Genomic DNA, 23343 nt, shown 5'->3' on the forward strand with positions numbered 1-23343 from the left:
CAACCATGGCACTGAGCACCGACCAAACAGTTTCGATCACCACCAAGCATCCGGGCGGCAACGCTACCGGAATCGCGTTCGGAGAACTTCCCGCGCAAAAGCCGGAGATCCTTTACGAGGTCAAGGCACAGCGCGGCGACGAGTTGCGCTGCAAGGGCTGGAAGCAGGAAACCATCCTGCGGATGCTGGAGAACAATATGGAACTCTCCGAGCACGTGGAAAACCTGGTGGTTTACGGCGGCATCGGGAAGGCTGCGCGGAACTGGGAATCGTATTACGCGATCGTGGACTCGCTGAAGAACCTGGCCGATGACCAGACCCTGGTGGTCCAGTCCGGCATGCCGGTGGCCGTGTTCGACACCCATGAGCTTGCGCCCCGGGTGGTCATGGCCACCACGAACTTCGTCCGGCCGGACTGGAAGACGTTCTACGACCTGCAGGACAAGAACCTGACAATTTTCGCCCAGTACACCGCGTCGCCGTGGGAGTACATCGGCACCCAGGGAGTCATCCAGGGCACGTTCGAAACGCTCCGCTCCGTCGCCGACATCCACCTGGACGGCAGCTGGGTCGGGAAGATCCTGTTCTGTGCCGGCATGGGCGGGATGGGCGGCAACCAGCCCCGTGCGATGACAATGCTCGGCGGCGTTGCCATCTGCGCCGACGTCGACGAGCGGATCATCAACAACCGGATCAAGGTCGGCTATGCGGATGTGCTGGCGGATTCCATCCCGCATGCGATCGAGCTGGCGCAGGAGGCCGCGGCAGCCAAAAAACCGCTGGGCATCGCCGTGGTGGCAAATGCCACCGAACTCTTCGAGTACGCCCTGGAGCATGACGTCCGCCCCGACGTGGTCACGGAAATGACCCCGGCCCACGACCCGCTGGCCTACGTGCCGATCGGCTACACCGTCCTGGAGGCGGAAGAATTCCGCAAGAAGGACCGGGACGCGTACTTCGAAATCTCCCGCACAGCGATGGTCCGCCAGCTCACCGCGATGAACCGGTTCTTCGATAACGGCGTTCCCACCTTTGAATACGGGAATCAGATCCGGCGCGAATGCCAGCTGCATGGTTTCGCGGACGCGCTGAAAATCCCCGGGTTTGTCTCCGCCTACCTGCGGCCGCTGTTCCTGGAGGGCCGCGGACCGTTCCGCTGGACGTGCACTTCCGGGGATCCCAAAGACCTGGCGCGCCTGGACGACCTTGTCCTCGAGCTGTTTCCGGATGATGAAATTGCCACCCGCTGGATCACCCTGGCGCGGAAGCATATTCCCATTGAGGGACTGCCCGCCCGGGTCTGTTACCTCGGTTTCGGCCAGCGGAAGAAGTTCGGTCTGGCCGTCAATGAACTGATCCAGCGCGGTGAGGTGAAGGGGACGGTGGCGTTCTCCCGGGACAATCTGGACTCCGGTTCGATCATCAATCCGACCTTCGAATCGGAAAATATGCCCGACGGATCCGATCTGATCTCCGACTGGCCGTATCTCAACGGCCTGCTCAACGCCTCGGGCATGTGCGACCTGATCGCCATCCAGGCGAACTACGCGATGGGAGACTCGGTGCACACCGGCGTCACCATGATCGCCGACGGAACCGACACCGCCGCCTACCGGCTGAAGGCCTGCCTGACGGTTGACAGCGGCATCGGAGTCGTCCGGCACGCACAGTCCGGCTATGCCCGCGCCAAGGAAGTGGCCAACACAGTCGGTCCGGCGGAGGGCGTCACCATCCCGCTGTGGTGGACCCCGACGGCAACCTTTGGCCCGGAACAGGGCTGAAATGCCGGCTTCAGTCCCAAAGCACCGCGTTGATCTAGTGATCACCGGAGCCGCAGAGCTGCTTACCTGCGCCGCGGATGCGTCCGATCTTATCGGACGCATCCGCGGCGGCGGGGTAGCCGTCGACGGCGGTACCATCACCGCCGTCGGTGATGTCAGCGGTTTCAGCGGACGCCGGGAAATCGACGCGACCGGGAAGGTGGTGCTGCCGGGCTTCGTGGACAGCCACACGCATGTGGTCTTCGGCGGCGACCGCGCCCTCGAATATGCTGCAAAGGTGGCCGGCCAGGTTCCACCGTCCGGGGCCTCCGTCGGGATTGTGGGCACCATGGCTGATACGCGTGCACAATCGGTGGACGAACTGGTCCAGTCCGCGGCCGGCAGGATCAAGGAGATGATCTCCTCCGGCACCACGACGCTGGAAAGCAAAACCGGCTACGGGCTTGACACCGCCACCGAGGAGCGCCTGCTGGAGGTGAATGCCCGCCTTGCCGCCCTGTTGCCGGCCCGGATCATGTCGACATACTTGGGCGCGCACGCCATTGATCCGCAACGTGACGGCGCAGCGTGGACCGAGGACATCCTGGCCCAGCTGACGGAGGTAGGCCGTGAGGGCAGCGCCGCGTTCAACGATGTCTACTGCGATACGGGCTATTTCTCCTTAGAACAGTCCCGGAAAATTCTTGAACAGGGACAGCGCCATGGCCTGCGGCCAAAGATCCATTTGGACGCCTACAGCCACACCGGTGCCGCGGAGCTGGCAGCCGCGGTGGGCGCGGTCAGCGCCGACCATCTGAACTACACCACCGACGACGAACTGCGTGCCCTCGCGAAAGCCGGAGTCACCGGCGTCTACATGCCGTGCCTGGAATTCGCGGTGCAGCACCCCGCACCGCTGGATCCCCGGAGGCTGTATGCCGCGGGCATGGAGGTGGCTCTTGCCACCGACGTCTGTCCGGGTTCCTGGACCACCAGCATGCACCTGGCCGTGGCCATGGGCTGCCGGATCGGGGGCATGACCGTGGCGCAGGCCTTGCGGGCTGCGACCTATGGGGGCGCATGCGCCCTGGGCCTGTCCGCCACGATAGGATCATTAGTCCCCGGCATGGGAGCCGACATTCAGGTCCTGGACGTCCCGTTCTACGAGCACATTGCGTACCGCCCGGGACGCAATTCCACGCAGACCGTCATCATCAATGGATCCATCGTTAAAGGAGCGGGCGTTGAATAACTCATTTTTCTGCGAGTATGCATGGCTCGGTGGTGACAACGTCACCGCGAATGTCCTCATTACCGTCGAGAACGACAAAATCACCTCGGTGACCCCAGGCGCGCAATGTCCGCCTTCCGCACGACGGCTTATCGGACTGACAATGCCAGGCTTCGCCAACGCCCATTCGCACGTCTTCCATCGGGCCATCCGGGGACGCGGCCAGCAGGGAGTGGACAGCTTCTGGGCGTGGCGGAACCTGATGTACTCCGTCGCCGGAACCCTGAATCCGGATTCCCTGTACGAGCTGGCGCTGGCAACGTATGCGGAAATGTCCCTGGCGGGCGTAACCAGTGTTGGAGAGTTTTTTTACGTGCACCACGACCCGGCCGGGCGCCGGTACAGCAATCCGAACATCATGGGTGAGACGGTTATCCAGGCCGCTGAAGATGCCGGACTGCGGATCACGCTGCTGGATACGTGCTATCTGCAGGGCGGAGTTGACGGCCGGCAGCTGACGGGGGTGCAGCAACGGTTCACCGACGGCTCCTGGGAAAACTGGGCGGAGCGCGTCGGCCAGCTGAAGGAAACGGCAACGGCCCGCGCGGGGGCGGCGATCCACAGCGTGCGGGCGGTCCCGCGGCATGCGTTGGGTCCGGTGGCCGAATTTGCCCGGGCGCACAATATGCCCGTGCATGCCCACGTTTCGGAGCAGCCGGCCGAAAACCAGGAGTGTCTTGAGGTCTACGGACTGACTCCCACCCAGCTGCTGGCCGAAGCCGGGGTGCTGGGTGCGGACATGACGTCCGTTCATGCAACCCACCTGTCGGAAAAGGACATTGTGGCCTACGGGGCCACGGGCACGAGTATCTGCATGTGCGCGACCACCGAGAGGGATCTGGCCGACGGCGTCGGACCGGCCGGGGAGCTCTCCGCAGCCGGCGCGCGGCTGTGCGTCGGCAGTGACGCGCACATGATGATCGACCTGCTCGAAGAGGGCCGGGCGATCGAACTGGATCTTCGGCTCACCAGCGGCAGCCGCGGACACGTCAACGCCGCCCAGATCGCCGACGCGATAACTGCCGGCGGGGCTCACTCGCTTGGCTGGGATGCCGGGAGCCTTGCGGTCGGCAAGCTCGCCGACTTCACCGTGATCGATCTGCTCTCGCCGCGCACGGCCGGGGCTGCGTCGGGTGAGATGCTCCCGCACATCGTCTTTGCCGCCGCTGCCGCAGATGTCCGCACGGTAATCCGCGGCGGCACCATCGTCGTGGACCAGGGCAGGAACATCCGCGTTCCTGACACCGGCGCTGAACTCAATAAGGCAATCTCAAAGGTCATCGGCGCGCTCTAAGCAGCGCCGCGGCCAACAGTTAGGGAAAGAGGGTCCATGGAACGGCCGATGCAGCTACTCGGACAGATCTCTGACGTTGGCAAGGACTCCCGGCGCGGCGGATACAGCCGGCCGGTGTTCTCCACGGCCGAGACGGACCTGCGGGGCTGGTTTGTCGCCGCCGCACAGCAGCGCGGGCTGCAGGTCGAAACCGACCGGAACTCCATCATCTGGGCCTGGTGGGGGGAACCCGGTCCTGACGCAGTCGTCACCGGAAGCCATCTGGATTCGGTTCCGGGCGGGGGCGCGTACGACGGTCCCCTCGGGGTTGCCAGTGCGCTCTCGGCGATTGACCTGATGCGCCGGCGCGGCCAGGAGCCACGCCGGCCGCTGGCCGTGGCCGTGTTCCCCGAGGAAGAGGGATCCCGCTTTGGCGTGGCCTGCATCGGCTCACGGCTGCTGTCCGGTTCCATTGATCCGGACAAGGCCCGCAACCTCACGGATGCCGATGGGAACACGCTGGCAGAGGTGTTCCGGGCCAATGGCACGGACCCGGAGCACCTGGGCATGGACAGCGAACGCCTGGCCGGGATCGGCCGCTTTGTTGAGCTGCACATCGAACAGGGACGCGGCCAGATTGATCTGCAGGCACCCGTTGCGGTGGCGTCATCGATCCTTGGCCACGGCCGGTGGAGGCTTTCCTTCGGCGGGCAGGGCAACCATGCCGGGACAACCCTGATGACCGACCGCTCCGACCCGATGGTCGCCGCTGCCCAGGCAGTGGTCGACATCCGCCGGATCGCCGCGGCGCATCCAGGGGCGCGCGGAACGGTGGGCCGGATTTCGCCGATCCCCGGCGGTACGAATGTCATTGCCTCACGAGTGGACCTCTGGATGGACGTGCGGCACCAGGCCGACGAGGTCACGGCCGCCATCGTTGAGGAAATCCACGCCGCCGGACGCCGCATTGCCGCGGACGAAGGCTGCACCGTCACGCTGTCCGAGGAGTCGCTCAGCCCTACCGTCCAGTTCCACCCGGGGCTGGCGTCGGAGCTGCTCGGGGTACTGGGCAATGTCCCGGTGCTGGAATCCGGAGCGGGCCACGACGCCGGCGTGCTGGCCGCCAGCCTGCCTACGGCAATGCTCTTCGTCCGCAATCCCACAGGTGTTTCGCATGCGCCGCAGGAGGAGATCGAGACCGCCGACGCCGACGCCGGTGCGGTGGCGCTGGCCGATGTCCTGGCACATCTTACCGACGCGGAAGCGCCCCCCTGTTGACCGTACCGGGGACGTGTTTCCGGCGCTGGTGCACGCCGCTCTAGCGGTCGAGCACACCGGCCTAGCGGTCGAGCACGCCAGCATACTCGTTGAGCACGCCGGCGACGGCTGCATTGGCCTGCGCGGATCCGACGGTGATGCGCACCCCCTCCAGCGGAAAGCAGCGCACCCCTATCGACGCTGCGGCACAGCGGTCGGTGAAGGCGCCGCTGTCGGATCCAAAGGACAGCCAGAGGAAATTCGCAGCCGATGCCGACACCGGCAGGCCAAGGCCTCGGGCGAGCTGGATAAGGGCGTCACGTTCGCGAACGGTCTCCCGCACCTGGGCCTGAATCTCCGTGTGCTGATCCAGCGAAGCGGATGCGGCGGCGATGGCCATCCGGCCCACCGTGAAGGGCAGGGCCACCCGCGCGAGCACATCGATGATCGCCGGGGCCGAAACGGCATAGCCAACCCGCATTCCGGCCAGCCCATGAGCCTTGGAAAAGGTCCTCAGGACCGCGACGTTGGCGTGGCTCCGTATTAATTCTGTCCCGTCGAAGGCACTCTGGGCCGGGACGAACTCACGGTAGGCTTCGTCCAGAATAAGCAGGCAATCCGCCGGCAGGCCGGCCGCAAACGTGCGGAGCATAACGGGGCTCAGCGCCGTTCCGGTGGGATTGTTCGGGTTGCAGAGAATGACGACGCGCGTCCTCGACCCCACTCGTCGGGCCATCGCCGCCAGGTCCTGATCGTGGCCGATGAGCGGAACCGGCACCGGCACGGCACCGGCAGCGCCGATGATGATCGGATAGGCCTCATAGGAACGCCAGCCAAAGATCACCTCGTCCCCGGGTCCGGCAAAACCTCTGATCAGCTGTTCCAGGACCGCCACCGAACCCGCGCCGATCCAGACGTTCTTCGGATCCACGCCGCTGACCGCTGCGAGGCGCCCGGCAAGCGCGAACGGAACGAGCGGCGGGTACAGATTCGGGCTTGCCGCGGCCGCTGAAATCGCCTCGACGACGGGATGCAGCGGCGGGTAGCTGTTTTCGTTCGAGGACAGGCGGTACCGCAGGGGAACTTCCGGCGGTCTGGACGTTCCATATCCGTCGAGGGCAAGAATGTTGGGCATTCCGCCCGGACGTGGGCGCGTCGCGGTACCTGACTCATGCCGGTCCCCTGCGGCGCCAGCGCCATCGGCGTCTGCCGGCGAATGCATCATAGGACCTTGGCCAGGAAGCTCTGCGTCCGTGCATGATCCGGATTGGAGAGCACCTTTGACGGCGCCCCGCTTTCCACCAGGACCCCTTCGGAGAGGAAATGCACGGTGTCCGCCACCTCCCGTGCGAAGCCCATTTCATGGGTCACCACGACCATGGTCATGCCCGATTCAGCCAGATCCTTCATGACGTCCAGCACCTCCCCCACCAGTTCCGGGTCGAGAGCTGACGTCGGCTCATCGAAGAGCATGAGTTCCGGTTTCATGGCCAGCGCTCGCGCAATCGCGACGCGCTGCTGCTGGCCGCCGCTGAGCTGGCTCGGGTAGTTGTGCATTTTGTTTCCCAGACCCACGCGCTCCAGTAAGGCCCGCCCCTCCTCGACGGCCTGCTGACGGCGCACTCCTTTAACGATGATGGGGCCCTCGGTGACGTTTTCAAGGGCCGTCCGGTGCGGAAACAAGTTGAACTGCTGAAACACCATGCCGATCGACGCCCGGCGCAGGGCGATTTCCCTCTCCTTCAACTCATGGAGCTTATTGCCGACGAGGCGGTAGCCGACTCGATCGCCGTCGACCCACATCTGGCCGCCGTCGATCTTTTCCAGGTGGTTGATACAGCGCAGGAAAGTACTCTTCCCGGAACCGGACGGACCAATCAGGCACGCGACTTCACCGGCCGCCACCTCGAGTGATATTGCCCTCAGGACCTCGACTGCGCCGAAGGACTTACAGACGGCCGACGCCTTGAGCATGGGCTTTTTCATGACGGGCTCTCCGTATTCGCCGGGGGTGCACTGGTCGTAATTCCGCTGGCTTGCCGATTCGCTGCAGCAGCCGGACCGCTCGCGTCGTTGTCGATCTTGTCCGCCTTGTCCTTATCCACGCGAATGGCACTGAGCGGACTGAACCCGCGGCCATAGCGCCGTTCCAGAAAGTACTGCGCGACGGACAGCACAGCGGTGATGAACAGATACCAGAGGGCGGCGACAATCAACAGCGGAATGGTTTGATACGTCCGTGAATAAATCAGCGATGCAGAGGTCAAGAGTTCCGAATATCCGATGACCAAAACCAACGAGGTCTGCTTGAGCATTCCGATGGTTTCGTTCCCCGTTGGCGGAATGATGATCCGCATCGCCTGCGGAAGGACTACCCGCCGCATGGTCTGCAGCCTCGTCATGCCAATGGATTTGGCGGCTTCGGTCTGGCCGGGTGTCACCGACGAAATGCCCGAGCGCACAATCTCGGACATGTAGGCAGCCTCGTTGAGCCCCAGCCCCAGCATCGCAGCCATAAACGGTGTGATGAGGCTGTTGGTATCGAAGGAAAGCAGTTCCGGCCCCAGCGGCACGCCGAGGGCGATCCGCGGAACCAGTGCCGAGAGAAAGAACCAGAAGAGAAGCTGGACCAGCAACGGAGTGCCGCGGAAGAACCAGGCGTAGAACCACGCCGCCTTGGAAACGATGAAGTTATCGGACAAACGGCCGACGGCGACAACGATGCCCAAGGTGATGCCGATGATCATCGCCAGCACCGTCAAAATCAGTGTGTTCAGCACCCCCATCAGAATGGGATCTGCGAAAAGGTACTTGCCGACAACGTCCCATTGGAAACGTTCATTGGTTGCCATCGAGTACAGCAGGAGCGCGACAAGCACCAGCACCACGGTCGCGGTGATCCACCGTCCGGTGTGCCGGGAGGGGACAACCTGCGCCGGTTCTGCCTCCTCCCTTGTCAGGACGGCACTCATTTTGTCCCGCCGTTAATGGGAAACTCCGTGACGGCACCCTTTTCCTGGCCGTACTTTTTCAGGATTTCCCCGTAGGTGTTATCCGCAGTTATTTCCTGCATACCCTTTTGCACGGCCTTCTGCAGCTCGGTGCTGCCCTTCGGGAACACTATGCCGAACGGGCCGGACATATAGGGGCTGAGCATTTCAAGCTTTCCGCCCGATTCCTTGGCCACGGAGGAGCCTGACGTTGAGTCCAGCAGGACCACATCCACACGTCCGGTCGTCAGGGCAAGAATCGTTTGGTTCTGACCCGGGAAAATCGTGACATCGACGGCCGGTTTGCCTTCTGATTCGCACACCTTCGTTTGCGCGTCCGCATCCTCGGTTTCGGTGGTTCCCTTGACAATGCCGACTTTCATTCCGCAGGTATCAGCCAGCGTGGCAATCTTTTTGGGATTCTCAACGGTCCGCAGGATGCCGGCACCGGCCTTGAAATAGTCGACAAAATCGACTTCTTTCTGCCGCTCCAAGGTGTCCGACATCGCCGACATCGCCATGTCGTAACGCTTGGAAGCAAGACCTGGGATGATCGCGTCGAAGGAAATATTGTTAAATTTGATGGTGATTCCGAGCTTCTTCTCCAAGGCATCGGCAATTTCCCGGTCGATCCCGATCACGGTTTTGCCGTCGGTGTCGAACGTTTCAAACGGTGGATATTCCACATTGCTGGCAATGTTCAGGGTACCGCTGGACTGGATTGCAGCGGGCAGCATGCCGTGCAGCGGTGCGGCAGTGCCGGCGCTCGTGCTTTCGGCTGAGGAGCCCCCGCCGCATCCGGCCAGCGAAAAGGCCAGCGGAAGCGCCACAAGGCCGGCCGTGAGGACGGCTTTTTTACTGCGGATGGACGGTGACATGAGATCTCCATTCATAAGGTCAACTGCGTTCACGGGCGGACACCACGTGGCCGACGCTGCGACGGCCCACGTTCAACACATTTTGTGCCGAATATCACAGTCGCTGCTCCTGATGAGCATACGAACGTGCGCAGGCTGCCGACAACGACGGTTTTTCAGCCACTGAGAATGTGAAGCTCGCCGCTATCGAAACACACAGGGCTCTGCGGTTAGCCGCAGATGCACAGCAACCCCCGCTGTTGCGGGCGTCCCCGCCATACGCGGCAGCCCGAGAGCGGTCCCGCGGCACCGGCAGCTGCGTCGGCTTCTTGACGGCGTCCCTTAGTATTTGAGAATGACGAGCATCGTGCCGGAGGGTCAGTCCTCGTTCGAACGCGGGCTGGCGGTCATGATGTGCGTCGCGGCGCGGGGCGACGTGACCATCGTCGACATAGCCGAGGAGGTCGGCGTCCCGGCCAGTACCGTTTACCGATACGTCAAAACACTCCGTGGACTATCCCTGATCGAGGAACACCACGGCTCCTACATCCCCGGCTGGCGGCTGTTGGAGCTGTCGGGGCAGCACCTGACACACACCCGCCTGGCCGAACTTGGTGTCACGGTGCTCGAATCCATCGTTGAAGGCACAGCGGAGACAGCCGTCCTCACGGTCCGCTCGGGACTGAACGCCATTTGCCTCCGACAGGTGGTCTCCCCGCACCCGCTGCGGTACGCCTTCGACATCAACCAGCTTCTGCCCTTGCACGCCGGTGCAGGCCAACGGGTCCTGCTGGCCCATGCTCCTGACACAGTCATCGCGAAGGTCCTCGGATTCGGGCTGAAACGGATCACGGATAAAACGCTGACCCGCCAGCCTCTGATTCAACAGCTTTCGCATATCCGCCAGTCCGGGCAGGCCGTCTCGCACGGTGAACTCAATCCCGGTGCAGTGGCCATCTCGCGCCCGGTCTTCTCCGGCGGAGAGATCATCTGCTCGCTCACCGTCGCCGGCCCGGAAACCCGCTGCAGCAGCAACGCCTGGGCCCATCAGGCCTCTCAGGCGCTCCGCTCCGCGGCCACGCAACTCTCCAACGCCGTCGAACTTCCACGTCCAGGGGCGGCTTGATCGGCGCGGCCGCTGGAACAGGGCTCAGGCCGCGGTCCTGGGCTCAGCCGGGATGCTCAGCGCCGGAATCAATACCCGTCCCGCTACGTTATCCGTCCTTCATTTGGGCAGATTTAGGGCGGCCCAAGAATAGGAATTGGCGGGTGCATTTCGGGCCCGTTGGGCATCCGGGGCGGAACCGGGTAAGGTCCCAGACGCCCGGGTGGAAACGATAAAGGCTTTTTCGATCCCTGAGCCAGGTCTCGGCTCCGGCACGGGCCGTCCGGGTACTTTACAGAGCCAATAACGCGCCGGTAAACGCGGCCCACTGCATAATGTTGTAGGTTCCTCAGCGCGTCGCCCGAGGTGGGGAATCAGCACAATACCCGGCATGCCGGATGTCCCGCCAGGCGCGGCCGCTACGGCGCACATCCCGTCCGGTCCCGTGATGGACATCCGGAGGCTGCAACACCCGTACGAATACAGCCGGCTGTTGCTGGCTCTCTCCTCGACCGTCATCGTGTTCGGCGCCCTGGTGCTGTGGATCTTCATCGTTCTGCCCGAATTGGCGGTCCTATCTCGCGCCAGTCGTCCTTGTCCTGCTGCTCCTGGTCATCGCCATCTGGCTCGTCGTGCTGGTCCACCGGGCTCGACTGCTCGGCGGCGCCATCCTCGTCGCACCGGAAACTCTGCCCCGGCTCGCCGGCGTACCCCCTCGCCCGGCTGACGGTCCGGGCGGCGGCCGGATCCGCAGAAAAATGCAACGTCGGCACAGGCCCGAATAGCTCCACCGTCGGGAGCAGAGGAAGTCCCCGGCGGTCTCACACCCAGCTGTGCGGGGCCGGCCTCCGGCTGCCGGGCAGGGCGTTCCCCTCGCGCCATTGCCGGATCCAGTCGGGCAGTACCAGGTCTGCCGGCGGCGGTCCCGCCATCGCGAAGATCTCCTCGTTACTCACCGGCCCGTGCTTGCCGACCAGCCGGGTGGCGACGTGCGCGCGGGCGTAGATCTCGCCGTCGGCCACCATCGGGTGTTCGAAGTAAATGGCCTTATCATCGACGCCAACGACGTGAGTCCCTAGGAATAGCGCTGCCCTAATTTCAAGGATTTTCGGTACGCGATCGTTTCCGCGCCGGCCACAGGACTCCAGCCCTTGCGGCGCATTGTGCCCCACATGCCGCTGCGGGCCAGGTGTCCGAGCCGACCCAGGTCCATCAGCGAAAAATACATGCCGTTGTTGACGTGCATGGCCAGATCGAGGTCTGTCGGGAGAACCCGCATGGCCATCGAGGAGGGCTCCCAAAAGCCAATCCGGCGGCGGCGTCGGGAGAGCAGAAATATGTGCGGGAGGGTGCGCAGGAGCAGGTGCATTCCGTCCATGCTACTCGCCGGTAACTATGGCGGGCTACCCGCCCATCCATGCGGAAACTCTTTCGCCGGGCGTCACCGGCTGATCTCCTCGAGCCAGCGCTACCGCCCACGGAGGAGAACTACCGGGTGGCGATCTGGATCCAGACGCCGATGATCCACGCGCTGCCGGCCAGTGCGGCGAAACCGAATTCGGCCAGTATGCCCAGCCCGGTCGCTTTCAGCGCGGCCAGACTCGACGACAGTGCTGGGGCCAAGCCACGCTGCCGCGCCAGCTCGCTGAGAAAAAGTCCGGCCGCAAAACCAATCAGCAGCCCGACCACGGGGATAATGAAGAACCCCGCGATTCCCAAGGCCAAGCCGGCCAGCACTGACCGCCCGGGGATCTGCCGCCGTCGCATGGTCCGCCCGGTCAGCACCGCACTGGAGAGCATGCCGGCGGTGACCAACACGAGCCCGACTGCGAACACCACCCAGCCGACGGGGTTCGCCACCGCCAGGGCCCAGGCCAGCAGACTCAGCGCGATCAGGATGCTGCCCGGCAGCACCGGGATCACGACTCCGGCGGCTCCAACGCAGATGAGCAAACCGCAAATGACTGTCCAAACCAGCTGGGTGTCCATGGTGCCAGTCTGCCACTGCCAGCCGTGCGCATGCCGGGCCGGGCAAGCCAAGCCGGTCCAGCAGGCCGACAAGCCACCGCCAGCCAAACCGGGCCGGATATGCCAAGGTCTTGAACGACGACGAAGCCCCCTGGATGCGCAAGGCACATCCTGGGGTCTTCGGCTGCGAAAACAGCGGAACGGCGCGTTCAGGTGAGGACGCGCTCCATCGTGAGGTTGCCGCTGTGTCGGCGGACTTCTCCGGCCGGGACCGGTAGGCCAACGGTCGGATCCTCGCCGGAGGTTGCTTGTGGCTTGTCCGGCTGCTGCTGTCCATTGGAACAAACTGCAGACAATCAGTGCAATCGCTGCTGCGGATAGTGGACAATATGATCAAACACGCCTCCATCAAATCTCCGGGAAGTGGTCATATTGCAGAACCTGGACGCCACCGACCGCAGAATCCTGCTGGCCCTTGATGAAGACCCGCGCATTCCGGTGCTGCTGCTGGCGCAAAAACTTGCCTTGGCCCGCGGCACCGTCCAGTCCCGGCTGGAAAAGCTGTCGGCCTCGGGCGCACTGCGTGCCAACAGCAGCCGCATAACTCCGGCGGCGCTGGGCAGGGGCGTGGGCGCGAGCGTTCGGGTGGAGGTGGACCAGCACCACTTACGCGAGGCGATCGAGGGACTCAAGCGGATTCCCGAGGTGCTCGAATGCCATGCCCCGGCCGGCGATACCGATCTGCTGGTGCGGGTGGTGGCACGGACACCGGACGATCTGTATCGGGTCAGTGAAGAAATCCGGCTCTGTCCCGGCATCATGCGCACATCCACCAGCATGTTCCTGCGCGAGCTGATCCCCTATCGAATGACCGGGCTTCTCGCCTCCGAATAACGACCCTCCCGACCGGGGGACATCCGCCCTAATAGCGGGCGCCAAGGCCTGTCTCCCCACTTGGCGTGAAGTGTCTGCGGTCAGTCCACGCTCTTGATTTTGACGACGAAAACGGCTCCCAGCAGCCCGATCACGGCCGCGACTAGGTAGAGCAGTAGGTACCCACCGTTGACCGCCGTCACCAGGAGCCAGGCAACTGCCGGCGCAATGACCTGCGGCAGTGAATTGGCCACGTTGATCACCCCCATGTCCTTACCGCGATCGGCGGCGAACGGGAGCACCTGTGTCAGCAGGGCAAAATCCACCGCGAGGTACGCCCCATAGCCGACGCCCAGCACCGCGGCGCCGACCAAGGCTCCGGCCCACGTCGGGAAGAAGGCCAGAATAAGCGCGGACAGGGCAATAATGACGGAAGAACCGATCACGAATGGTTTCCGTTTCCCGGCCCGGTCCGTCCACATCCCGCCAATAACGGCGGTGATGAGCGTCATCACGGCATAGATGCCGGTCAAGATCAGCACTCCGAGTGCCGGATCCGCGTAGCGCACCGCATCCATCAGAAAGAAGAGCAGGTACAGCGTGACCAAGTGATTCCCCACATTGACCAGGAACCGCGTCAGCCAGGCCCAGCAAAAATCCGGAAAAGCGAAGGGTGAGAAGAAGCTCAGCAGGAAGCCTGGCAGCGAAAAGGCCGGCCGGAGCGCCGGATCGAGGGGCTGGTCTTCCGAGGTGAACAAATACATCACGATCCCCAGCATCAGTGCCGCCGCGCAGACCAGGTAACCGAGTCCGAAGTTTCCGGCAACCGCAGCGGCTACTCCAGCGCCGATCAGGATACCGGCCGTTGCCCCCATCGACGCAAGACCGCCGATGGTCCCGCGCTGGCGAACCGGAACGCGGTCCGGGACCGCCGCGGTGATCGCGGCGAGCGCCCCGTTGCAGCCCAGCTGGACCAGGCACCACAACGCCGTCATCGCGGCCACTGCGGGAGCGGCCATGAGCCCGAGCAGGCCGATCGTTCCCAGCAGGGAACCGATCAGCACCCAGGGGACCCGTCTGCCGAAGCGGGACAGGGTCCGGTCCGAAAATGCCCCGAACAGCGGGTTGGCCACCAGCGAAACCGCGGCGCCGCAGCCGGTCACCAGCGCCAGAATTCCTTCCTTATTGGCGGCATCGAAGTGGATGGCTTGCTGGCCCAGCAGCACCTGGATCGGACCGAAGAATGCGGCGTTGATGCCCACGTTGACCAGCACCACGCCGGCCGTCCAGCGGTGACGGACCTTCGTGACAGGCTCGTGCAGCGCCGTTCGCGTTCCGGCGGTGCCTCTGTCCGGATAACTCTTAGATGGCTGGCTCAGCGTCATGGCACTCGTTCCTCGACCAGCGGATGGACCGCCCGCTATTGGCTTCAGCCTACGGCGTCAGCCGTTCTGTGCGCGCACCCTTTCGATAATTTTCAGTGCCGCCACCGAGTCCGCCGGATCCACCGGAAGCGCGCCGCGCTCCAGCAGCGACGCCGCCAGCAGTTCATAGAACGCCGGGAAATTTCCGCGTTCCGTTGGCACGGGAATCAGCGCCCCGTCGCGGCCCAGCGTTCCCCAGTTCTCCTGCGGATCCAGGCCGTAGGCCGCACTACCGGGCAGCACGCCGGCAAGGATTTGTGCCTCCTGCAGATCGGCGCGCAACTTCGTGTACCCGGCCTTGGCGCCGAGCACGCGGAAGCGGGGGCCCAGCCGGGCGGCGCTGAAATTCATCCATAAGTGCGAGCGCACGCCGTTGGCATGACGCAGCGCCACAAAGTCGTCGTCGTCGGCCTTTTCCTGCGGCCGCCGCGCACTCAGCTCGCCGTACACACGCGTAACGGGACCAAAAAGCTGCAGCGCCTGATCGATCAAGTGCGTGCCCAGATCGTACAGCAGGCCGCCGCCGTCGTCCGCCCTTGCCGCCGCCTTCCAAGGCTTGGCAATCTCCTGCGACCAGCGCTCAATCCGGGACTCGAAACGGTACACCTCGCCGAGCGCGTCCTCCGCCAGCAGTTTGCGCAGCGTGAGGTATTCCCCGTCCCAGCGCCGGTTCTGGTAGACGGTCAGCGGTACGCCCAGCCCGGTGGCCCGGTCGATCAGTTCCTGTCCCTGCACCGACGTCACGGTGAACGGTTTGTCGACGACGACGGCGATCCGGCGGTCCAGCGCGGCGTGCGCCAACGGCGCGTGGCTGGCCGGAGGAGTGCCGAGGACGACCAGATCCAGTCCGGGCTGCGCGAACAGCTCGTCCGCGCTGTCCAGGACGCGCGCCCGCGGGTACCGGGCCCGCGCCAGGGCCCGACGCTCCGGGTTGGAAGTGACGATTGAATCCAGTGAATAGCGGGGATTGGCAGCGATGGCGGGAGCATGAAAGACGCTTCCGGCCAGGCCGAAGCCGACAATGGCGGTGCGGATGGGCTGCATGGCAGCCAGCTTACCGGGAGGCACCGATGGCACAGATGGGAGCGGACCGGGACCCCCGCTCGTATTACAGCCTCGTTAGGGGGTGGATTCCCGGGCCCTGAGTCCCTTTATTGACCATGCTCGGCGTTCCGCCTGCTCGACGGCCATGACCGTCTTCTGGGCACCTGCTGGGTGCAGATGCCCAGAACAGCTGGGATACTTTAGCTGGTACCGAGTTCAGTACGCAGCGTGGGACGAAAGAAGGCAGTCCGTATGCGTTATATCGTTGGCTATACCGAAGATGCCCGCGGCAGGGACGCCATTGCCCTTGCATCGGCTCTGGCACAAACCACCGGCGTTCAGTTGGACCTGGTTCACGTTCTCAGCAATCCGGCGCCGCAGGACGCCGCCTTCCCTCCGGAGCGGGCCGTCCAGGAATTCCTCACCGGCACCGCTGACGGATGGCTGGACGAGGGACTGGCCATGGTGCCTCAAGGGCTTCCCGCGCACAAGCACATCAGTTACGCAGACTCATTCGCCGAGGGCCTGATTGAAGCTGCCACGGAGCTAAACGCAAGTCTCATCGTGGTCGGTGCTGCCCGCAACGGATTGCTCAAGCGCTTTACCATCGGTTCCGTCGCCAATGCACTGCTGCATGCCTCTCCGATTCCAGTGGCGCTCGCGCCGTCCGGTTACCGGTCAGAGGGTGCCGTCACTCGCATGACGTGCGCCGTGGGCACCAGAGAAGGAGCGGACACGCTCTTGGATGTGGCGGTCGACGCGGCCTCACGGCGGCACATTCCCCTGCGACTGATCTCGCTGGTCGCCCTGGGCTCCGAGGAAACCGAGAGCAACAGCCAGTCCGTTGAACGCGCCAGATCCCATGCAGACTCGGTACGAACACGGGCAGCTGAAAAAGCAGACGAAAAGACGACAGTGACTGCGTTGATCGCTCAAGGAAGAACCATTGAAGCAGCAATTGAAAGCCTTGAATGGGACGACAATGACATCGTGCTGATAGGCTCCAGCAGACTGGCTCAGAACAGCCAAATTTTTCTCGGTGCGACCGCGAACAAGATGCTCCGTGCTCTGCCGGTTCCGATGGTCGTAGTACCTCGCGATTACGGAAGCCCGTGCTGAACGTCCGCGATCGCCGGAAGTGGAATATTCCGACCCGCGCGACTGCGCGCAGAGTTCAGCTACCCTCGAAGACCATCCCCTGACTCCGCATCCAACAGGGCTTCAACGGCGTCCGGTGGTGGGTTTGCCACTCTGGTCGACTGCCCAGTCGGCCGGGATCTCTGCGTCTTCGGTCTTCGCTTCCAGCACCTGCCGGAACAAAGCCATGCCCTCGTCATGCGTCTAGGCTCGACCCATGGCCCAACTACCGCCGCGTACCGCGCCGCCCCTTCCGGATGAGGAGGCGCGGTCGCTGGCCCGTGTCCTCGAGGCGGACCAGGATGTGACGATCTTCGTGGACGGCACCGTTCACCGGCTCTCCACCGGCGCGGTGGGCGCAGTACTGGACCTGCTGCAACGGTTTGCCCGCGGCGAAGGAATCGTGGTCAGTTCGGTGGAAAATCTGCTGACCACTTCCCAGGCGTCCGAAGTCGGAGGCATCTCGCACACCTATCTGCGCAGGCTCACTGATGCCGGCATCATCCCCGTGCAGTACCGCGGCACGCACCGGCGGATCCGCCTGCAGGACATGTTGGCGTGGCTGGCGACGCAGCCGAATGCACTGGAGACCGGTGGCGGGGCAACCGGGGGCGGGACAGCCGGTGGCGGGGTGACCGGTGGCGGGGCGGCCGGGGACTAACCCCTCGCCGCGGCGGCAGAGCCGGGGCCGGGGCTGCAGTGCCGCGGTCGGATCGGCCCCCGCGGTATCACAACCGCGGTATCACAACCGCGGCCTGCGCTGCCAGCGGCCGGCCTTGATGGCCAGATGGAGTTCCAACCGAATCCGCCCATGCAGCGGATCAGTCCCGAGCAGCGCCCTGATGCGCGCGATCCGGTTATAGACACTACTGCGGTGCAGATGCACCGCGTCCGCTACGTCCTGCACCGCGCCGTCGTTGTCGTACAGCAGTTCCAGCACCGGCAGGAGTTCGGCGTTGCGGTCCTGCGCCTGCAGGGTGCGGTAGTGCACGGATGTCAGCTGATCCCAGCGGCCTGCCGCCAACAGCTGATAAACGCCCGCGGACCGGTAATTGAGCAGATCGCCGAACTGTGGATCCACCGCCGACGCCTGCACAGCCACCGCGGATTGCTGATACGCAGCGGCCAGCTGCCGCTGGGCCGCGAAGGGCTCGCTGAGTCCCATCAGAACCCGGGCCGTAGCGCCTGCGCGCTTCGCCAGCTCCCGCTCATACCGCTCCAGCACGGCGGCATGGCTCCTCTCACCGTGCGAGGCATGGAACAGGATCACGGCGTGAGTGTCGGTGCCGGCGCTGAAGAGGGCGTCGTCGATGCCGATCGTGGCCTGCAGCGCTGCGGCTCGATGAATTAGGGTAGCGGCCAGCGGATCCGACCGCGCGGGTAACACCGGGGCAGGCCCGGGCCCCGCCGGGGCACCGGCGACCTCAAAAATAATCCCCAGCTGCCATGGCGCGCGTTGCAGCATCTCCTCCCGGCCGGCCGCCGCGGCAGCGGTCTCGGCAGCACACGCGGCAAGGAAGCCCTGCTCCCGCCGGCGTCGGCTCTCCGATTCTGCCGTATTTGAATCCAGCAACAACGACGCCAGCAGATCCAGACCGTCCCGGACACCGGGCAACTGAGCCAGGATCGCCGTCGCCGATTGGTCCGCCTCGTCCTGCTGCACCCAGAGGTACCCCACCCGGAAGCCGCGGACCAGCAGCGGAACGCAGACGCGGCCGAGCATGCCAAGCTCATCGTTAGCCGGGACGACGACGGGGCGCACCGCAGCCGAGATACCATGCGAGAGCTGCCACCCGCTGACATCCGCCGGAACCCGCTTGCTGAGCAGGAAATTCACCCGCACCTTGTCCGCATGCAACTGGTCCGAGCTGTAGGCGAGCAGGACGCCGTCGAGATCCTCCAGCGACAGCCCCCTGCCCAGCTTCGCGGCCAGCTGCTCGACCAGCTGCTCAACGTCGGTTGTGTGCATGCTCCAACATTACTTTTGGCCGGCGACAGCAGACGACAATTGACGTCCCCGCACACGACATATGTCGATCCCCGGGGCCCAAACGGACCGGAATACCGCCGCGGGCGCTCGGACAGCCCTGCGGCCGCCTGTACCGCGCATCACATCCGGACCTAAGCTGAATACCCGGCGGACAACGCGGCCGTCCTCGCATCCGGCCCGATCCCCGTCCCAAAAGTCCCCGTCCCAAAAGCCAGACTCAAATTTCAGTCCCAGAAGCCAGACCCAGCTACGGAGAAACCATGATCATCGCCGTCCCCAAGGAAATTAAGAACAACGAATTCCGCGTCGCCATCACCGCCTCAGGGGTCCACGAGTTTAGGGACCACGGCCACCAGGTTCTGGTTGAAAAGGGCGCTGGTCTGGGCTCGAACATCACCGATGCGGAATATACGGATGCGGGTGCCGAGCTGGTGGACACCGCGGAGGAACTGTGGAAGCGCGCGGATATGGTGATGAAGGTCAAGGAGCCGATTGCCGCCGAGTACCACCACTTCCGGCAGGGTCTGATCCTGTTCGCCTACCTGCATTTGGCCGCCGAACCCGAGCTGACCGCTGCGCTGATGGAATCCGGCGTGACCGCCATCGCGTATGAGACCGTCCAGGCTGGCCGTTCTCTGCCACTGCTGGCACCCATGTCCGAGGTAGCCGGACGGCTGTCCGTACAGGTCGGTGCACAGAGCATGACGGCGCCCGCCGGCGGCCCCGGCATTTTGCTCGGGGGTGTCCCCGGTGTCCGGCCGGCCAAGGTTGTGGTGCTTGGTGCTGGGGTAGCGGGAAGTAATGCCGCGGCCATGGCCGTGGGCGCAGGCGCCGAGGTCACCATCCTGGACATTAATATTGAGCGGCTGCGCGAGCTCGGCGCCATCTACCAGGGCAGGCTTAAGACGGTGGCATCCAACAGGCTTGAAATTGAGAGGTCCCTGCTGGAGGCCGACCTGGTGATCGGCTCGGTCCTGATCCCCGGAGCCAAGGCGCCGAAGCTGGTCACCAACGCGATGGTGTCCCGGATGAAGCCGGGGTCAGTTCTGGTGGATATCGCCGTGGACCAGGGTGGCTGCTTTGAAGACAGCCATCCCACCACCCATGAGGACCCCACCTTCACGGTGCATAACTCGATCTTCTACTGCGTAGCGAACATGCCGGGCGCGGTGCCGAACACCTCGACCTACGCGCTGACCAACGTCACCCTGCGGTACGCCGTCGCCCTGGCCAACCTCGGCGTCAGCGATGCGCTGCAGCGGGACGCCTCGCTCGCGGCCGGACTGAACGTGGCCGGCGGCAAGGTGACCCACCACTCGGTTTCCAGCGCTCTCGGGCTGGAACTGGCGGCGGATTGGTCCGGACTCCTCTGACAACAGCGCCGGCAACCGGCGGTTGGGCTCGAGCCCCCGCCGTCGGTCGCCGATCGGTGACCGCGGCCTGGCTGACGCCAGACGCGGTGGCGAGCAGCAGGAACAGTTACAGACGGCAGTCACGGTCGCAGCGGCCGGCCAATCGGAGATGACTAGAAAACATTTGATGCCTCTTTAGCAACAATGGGGCTATCCTTGGTCTGTGACCTACAAAACAGCGCGCGCCACCGATGCCGCAGAGCCGCTCCCCGCCGAAGCCGAAGAGGCCCTCCTACGGGCCGAAGCGCAAAGCTCCGGAACCGTCCACCCACATGAGTCGCTCTTCTCCGACCGCGCCGCAAATATCAAGCAGTCCGCGGTTCGGGATGTCTTTGAAATCTCCATGCAGCCCGGCCTCGTGTCCCTGGCCGGCGGCAATCCGTATCTGCAGTCCCTGCCGCTGGAAAAGCTGGGACAGGCTGCGGCAGCCATCATCGCCGAGCAGGGGTTGGAGGCGCTGCAGTACGGCGGCGGCCAGGGGACATTGGAACTCCGGCGGCAGATCTGCATGGTGATGGCCGCCGAGGGCATCACGGATGCGGATCCGGAGAACGTCGTCATCACGGCCGGTTCCCAGTCCGCCCAGGATATTGCGGCCAAGGTGTTCTGCAATCCCGGGGACGTCGTGCTGATTGAGGATCCGACCTACGTGGGTGCGCTGAACACGTTTGAGACGTACCAGATCGATGTGCAGCCCGTCCTGGTCGACGACGACGGCCTGGTGCCATCAGAGCTCCGGCGCCGCATCGCCGAACTGCGCTCCGCGGGCAAAACAGTCAAGATGCTGTATACGATTCCCAACTTCAGCAACCCCTCCGGCGTAACGCTTTCCCCCAGTCGACGGCAGGAAATCGTTGATATATGCCGCGAAGCGAACGTTCTGGTGCTGGAGGATAACCCGTACGGTCTGCTGAAGTTCGAGGGCGAACTCGCGTCACCGCTACGGGTGGGGAATGCGCGCGAAGTGCTGTATTTGGGGTCCTTTTCCAAGATTTTTGCCCCTGGTCTGCGAATCGGCTGGGCGCTGGTCCCCGCACATCTGAAGCAGCGTTTTTACCTCGCCAGCGAAGCTGTCACGCTATGCCCACCGACGTTCAACCAGATGCTCGTGTCGGCATATCTGCGGGACTTTGACTGGATGGGGCAGATCCGCACCTACCGAGCGCTCTACCAGGAACGCTGCGAAGCCATGCTCGCGGCGCTGACCGAGCTCATGCCCGCGGGGATCCGGTGGACCGCGCCGGCGGGCGGCTTCTTTATCTGGCTGACAGTCCCCGAGCACGTGGATACCTATCCGCTGCTGCGCAAGGGGATCGACGCCGGCGTGGTGTTTGTGCCGGGAGCTGCCTTCACCTCGGTCACAGGGCCCAGCAACACTCTGCGGCTCGCCTTCAGCTCCGCTACGCCGGAAAACATCTGGGAGGGTGTCCGCCGGCTCGCCCCGGTGCTGCGTGCCGCCGTCGACCGTCACCATTAACCTCATCTGGGGTACCCATTAGTGGCCGTTCCGTGGATTGGCCACAAAACACGCGCCTCAGATGATCAGTCAAGGAGCAGCGCCGGCTCTTCCAGGATTGATGCCACGTCCGCCATAAAGCGGGCAGATAAATCGCCGTCGACCACGCGGTGGTCGAAGGAACCGCCCAGCGTGGTGATCCAGCGCGGCAGCACCTCGCCGTCGAGCACCCATGGCTTCTGCTTAATCGTGCCGAATGCGACGATCGCCACCTCGCCCGGATTGATGATCGGGGTACCCGTGTCAATGCCCAGGGCGCCAATATTGGTGATGGTCAGCGAGCCGCCCGCCATCTGCGCCGGCTGCGTCCTGCCCGCGCGCGCGGTGCTGGCCAGCTCATTGATGGCAACGGCCAGCTCCTTGAGCGACAAATCCTGCGCATCCTTGATGTTCGGCACCAGCAGCCCGCGCGGCGTTGCGGCGGCGATGCCAAGATTCATGAAGTGCTTGACGATAATCTCATCCCCGGTCCAGGTCGCATTGACCGACGGATTGCGCGCCGCCGCCCAGATCACGGCCTTGGCCAGAATCAGCAGCGGCGAAACCTTGATGCCCTCAAAATCCCGCGAATTTTTCAGCCGCTTGACAAATTCCATTGTGCGGCTGGCATCGACATCCACAAAAATGCTCACGTGCGGGGCGCTAAAGGCACTCTCCACCATCGCCCTCGCCGTCGCCTTCCGCACGCCCCTGACCTGAATCCGGGAGACGCGCTGATCCGCGGCAGTGCCCAGCCCGCTGGCCCTGATGGGCTGCCAGAAGCTCCCCGCGTCGTCCCGTTCCGCGGTCCGTTGGTCCTGGTAACTGAGTAGATCCTTTTTCGTGACCTCGCCGCGCGGCCCCGTCGGGGATACATCGGCCAGATTGATCCCGAGATCCTTGGCTGCCTTGCGGACCGGAGGCTTGGCCAGCACGCGGCCGTCCCTGGTCCCGTTTGCGCCAGATCCGAAGGATGGAACGGACGACGGCGTCACTAAGGAGTCCGTGCCCGTCGCCACCGCGGGAGCCGCCATGGTGACGGACGGAGCCGCCGAGGTGACAGACTGAGCCGCCGTTGGGACGGACGGAGTTGCCGTGCGCCGCGGCCGGCGCTTGACCGCGTCGGCTTTGGGTCCTGAACCAACGAGCGGCTTCCCAACGGGCGCCCGCTCCACATCCGCCGCCGGAGCGCCATACATGGGGATCGCACCGGCCGCTTCCGCTGCGGCCCCAATTCTGATGATCGCGGTGCCGACGTCCACCGTCTGCCCCTCCTCGACCAGCAACTGGGCGACGAGCCCGGCGTAGGGCGAGGGCAGCTCAACAATGGACTTGGCGGTTTCAATCTCGACGAGCACATCGTTAATGGCAACGATATCGCCAAGCTTGACCTTCCACGAGACGATTTCCGCCTCGGTCAGGCCTTCGCCGACATCGGGCAGATTGAACGTATTCAGTGCGGACATC

General features: G+C 64.3%; 19 protein-coding genes and 1 pseudogene. 10 read left to right on the forward strand and 10 right to left on the reverse strand.

Annotation, left to right across the window (positions count from 1 at the left end):
• Positions 1-5: 5 nt before the first annotated feature.
• Genes hutU through QMG52_RS13670 form a run of 4 tightly spaced genes read left to right on the forward strand, consistent with a single transcriptional unit; the run spans position 6 to position 5602 of the window.
• Positions 6-1781, forward strand: a complete 1776-nt coding sequence (gene hutU, locus QMG52_RS13655) for a urocanate hydratase (RefSeq protein WP_283560944.1) — start codon at positions 6-8, stop codon at positions 1779-1781.
• A gap of 1 nt (position 1782) precedes the next feature.
• The gene (gene hutI, locus QMG52_RS13660; protein WP_283560945.1) at positions 1783-3012 is read left to right on the forward strand and encodes an imidazolonepropionase; all 1230 of its coding nucleotides are present in this window, start codon (positions 1783-1785) and stop codon (positions 3010-3012) included.
• Positions 3005-4345, forward strand: coding sequence for a formimidoylglutamate deiminase (locus QMG52_RS13665; RefSeq protein ID WP_283560946.1), 1341 nt, complete (start codon positions 3005-3007; stop codon positions 4343-4345). The genes hutI and QMG52_RS13665 overlap by 8 nt, the downstream gene beginning before the upstream one ends.
• Positions 4346-4393: 48 nt before the next feature.
• Entirely contained in the window at positions 4394-5602 is a 1209-nt protein-coding gene (locus tag QMG52_RS13670) for an allantoate amidohydrolase (protein WP_283560947.1), read from the forward strand.
• Positions 5603-5663: 61 nt separating this feature from the next.
• Here QMG52_RS13670 and QMG52_RS13675 read toward each other — a convergent pair whose 3' ends face one another.
• The 4 genes from QMG52_RS13675 to QMG52_RS13690 are packed head-to-tail and all read right to left on the reverse strand — an operon-like array spanning position 5664 to position 9449.
• The gene (locus QMG52_RS13675; protein WP_283560948.1) at positions 5664-6806 is read right to left on the reverse strand and encodes an aminotransferase class I/II-fold pyridoxal phosphate-dependent enzyme; all 1143 of its coding nucleotides are present in this window, start codon (positions 6804-6806) and stop codon (positions 5664-5666) included.
• On the reverse strand, positions 6803-7567 hold the full coding sequence (locus QMG52_RS13680; protein WP_283560949.1) for an amino acid ABC transporter ATP-binding protein: 765 nt from the start codon (positions 7565-7567) through the stop codon (positions 6803-6805). The genes QMG52_RS13675 and QMG52_RS13680 overlap by 4 nt, the downstream gene beginning before the upstream one ends.
• Positions 7564-8553, reverse strand: coding sequence for an amino acid ABC transporter permease (locus QMG52_RS13685; RefSeq protein WP_283560950.1), 990 nt, complete (start codon positions 8551-8553; stop codon positions 7564-7566). The genes QMG52_RS13680 and QMG52_RS13685 overlap by 4 nt, the downstream gene beginning before the upstream one ends.
• Complete coding sequence (locus tag QMG52_RS13690; protein ID WP_283560951.1) at positions 8550-9449, reverse strand: ABC transporter substrate-binding protein; 900 nt, start codon at positions 9447-9449, stop codon at positions 8550-8552. Before QMG52_RS13690 ends, QMG52_RS13685 begins: the two co-directional genes overlap by 4 nt.
• Positions 9450-9783: 334 nt before the next feature.
• On the opposite strand from QMG52_RS13690, the gene QMG52_RS13695 reads away from it, so the two are divergent.
• A complete protein-coding gene (locus tag QMG52_RS13695; RefSeq protein ID WP_283560952.1) occupies positions 9784-10554 on the forward strand; it encodes an IclR family transcriptional regulator in 771 nt (256 codons plus the stop codon).
• An 800-nt stretch (positions 10555-11354) separates the two neighbouring features.
• Here the strand turns inward: QMG52_RS13695 and QMG52_RS13700 are convergent.
• A pseudogene (locus QMG52_RS13700) lies at positions 11355-11902 on the reverse strand (acyl-CoA thioesterase).
• A gap of 119 nt (positions 11903-12021) precedes the next feature.
• Positions 12022-12522 (reverse strand): DUF456 domain-containing protein, encoded by a 501-nt coding sequence (locus tag QMG52_RS13705; RefSeq protein ID WP_283560953.1) that lies wholly within the window; start codon positions 12520-12522, stop codon positions 12022-12024.
• Positions 12523-12933: 411 nt separating this feature from the next.
• On the opposite strand from QMG52_RS13705, the gene QMG52_RS13710 reads away from it, so the two are divergent.
• Positions 12934-13395, forward strand: a complete 462-nt coding sequence (locus QMG52_RS13710) for an Lrp/AsnC family transcriptional regulator (RefSeq protein ID WP_283560954.1) — start codon at positions 12934-12936, stop codon at positions 13393-13395.
• Positions 13396-13475: 80 nt separating this feature from the next.
• Here QMG52_RS13710 and QMG52_RS13715 read toward each other — a convergent pair whose 3' ends face one another.
• Positions 13476-14759, reverse strand: coding sequence for an MFS transporter (locus tag QMG52_RS13715; RefSeq protein ID WP_283560955.1), 1284 nt, complete (start codon positions 14757-14759; stop codon positions 13476-13478).
• A 57-nt stretch (positions 14760-14816) separates the two neighbouring features.
• Positions 14817-15842 (reverse strand): Gfo/Idh/MocA family protein, encoded by a 1026-nt coding sequence (locus QMG52_RS13720; RefSeq protein WP_283560956.1) that lies wholly within the window; start codon positions 15840-15842, stop codon positions 14817-14819.
• Between the two features lie 252 nt (positions 15843-16094).
• On the opposite strand from QMG52_RS13720, the gene QMG52_RS13725 reads away from it, so the two are divergent.
• Both QMG52_RS13725 and QMG52_RS13730 read left to right on the forward strand, forming a co-directional pair.
• Positions 16095-16961 (forward strand): universal stress protein, encoded by an 867-nt coding sequence (locus QMG52_RS13725; protein ID WP_283560957.1) that lies wholly within the window; start codon positions 16095-16097, stop codon positions 16959-16961.
• 235 nt (positions 16962-17196) lie between these two features.
• Complete coding sequence (locus tag QMG52_RS13730) at positions 17197-17640, forward strand: helix-turn-helix domain-containing protein (RefSeq protein WP_283560958.1); 444 nt, start codon at positions 17197-17199, stop codon at positions 17638-17640.
• An 81-nt stretch (positions 17641-17721) separates the two neighbouring features.
• On the opposite strand, the gene QMG52_RS13735 is transcribed toward QMG52_RS13730, so the two are convergent.
• Positions 17722-18948 carry a PucR family transcriptional regulator gene (locus QMG52_RS13735; RefSeq protein WP_283560959.1) on the reverse strand — a complete coding sequence of 409 codons (1227 nt, stop codon included), beginning with the start codon at positions 18946-18948 and terminating at the stop codon, positions 17722-17724.
• A 281-nt stretch (positions 18949-19229) separates the two neighbouring features.
• On the opposite strand from QMG52_RS13735, the gene ald reads away from it, so the two are divergent.
• Together ald and QMG52_RS13745 are read left to right on the forward strand one after the other, a co-directional pair.
• A complete protein-coding gene (ald, locus tag QMG52_RS13740; protein WP_283560960.1) occupies positions 19230-20342 on the forward strand; it encodes an alanine dehydrogenase in 1113 nt (370 codons plus the stop codon).
• 202 nt (positions 20343-20544) lie between these two features.
• Positions 20545-21858: an aminotransferase-like domain-containing protein gene (locus tag QMG52_RS13745; protein ID WP_283560961.1), complete on the forward strand. Its 1314-nt coding sequence runs from the start codon at positions 20545-20547 to the stop codon at positions 21856-21858.
• A 65-nt stretch (positions 21859-21923) separates the two neighbouring features.
• On the opposite strand, the gene QMG52_RS13750 is transcribed toward QMG52_RS13745, so the two are convergent.
• Positions 21924-23342 carry a dihydrolipoamide acetyltransferase family protein gene (locus tag QMG52_RS13750; RefSeq protein WP_283560962.1) on the reverse strand — a complete coding sequence of 473 codons (1419 nt, stop codon included), beginning with the start codon at positions 23340-23342 and terminating at the stop codon, positions 21924-21926.
• Position 23343 lies beyond the last annotated feature (1 nt).

The organism is Paenarthrobacter sp. PH39-S1 (assembly GCF_030063245.1).
In the GTDB taxonomy this organism is placed as follows: domain Bacteria; phylum Actinomycetota; class Actinomycetes; order Actinomycetales; family Micrococcaceae; genus Arthrobacter_M.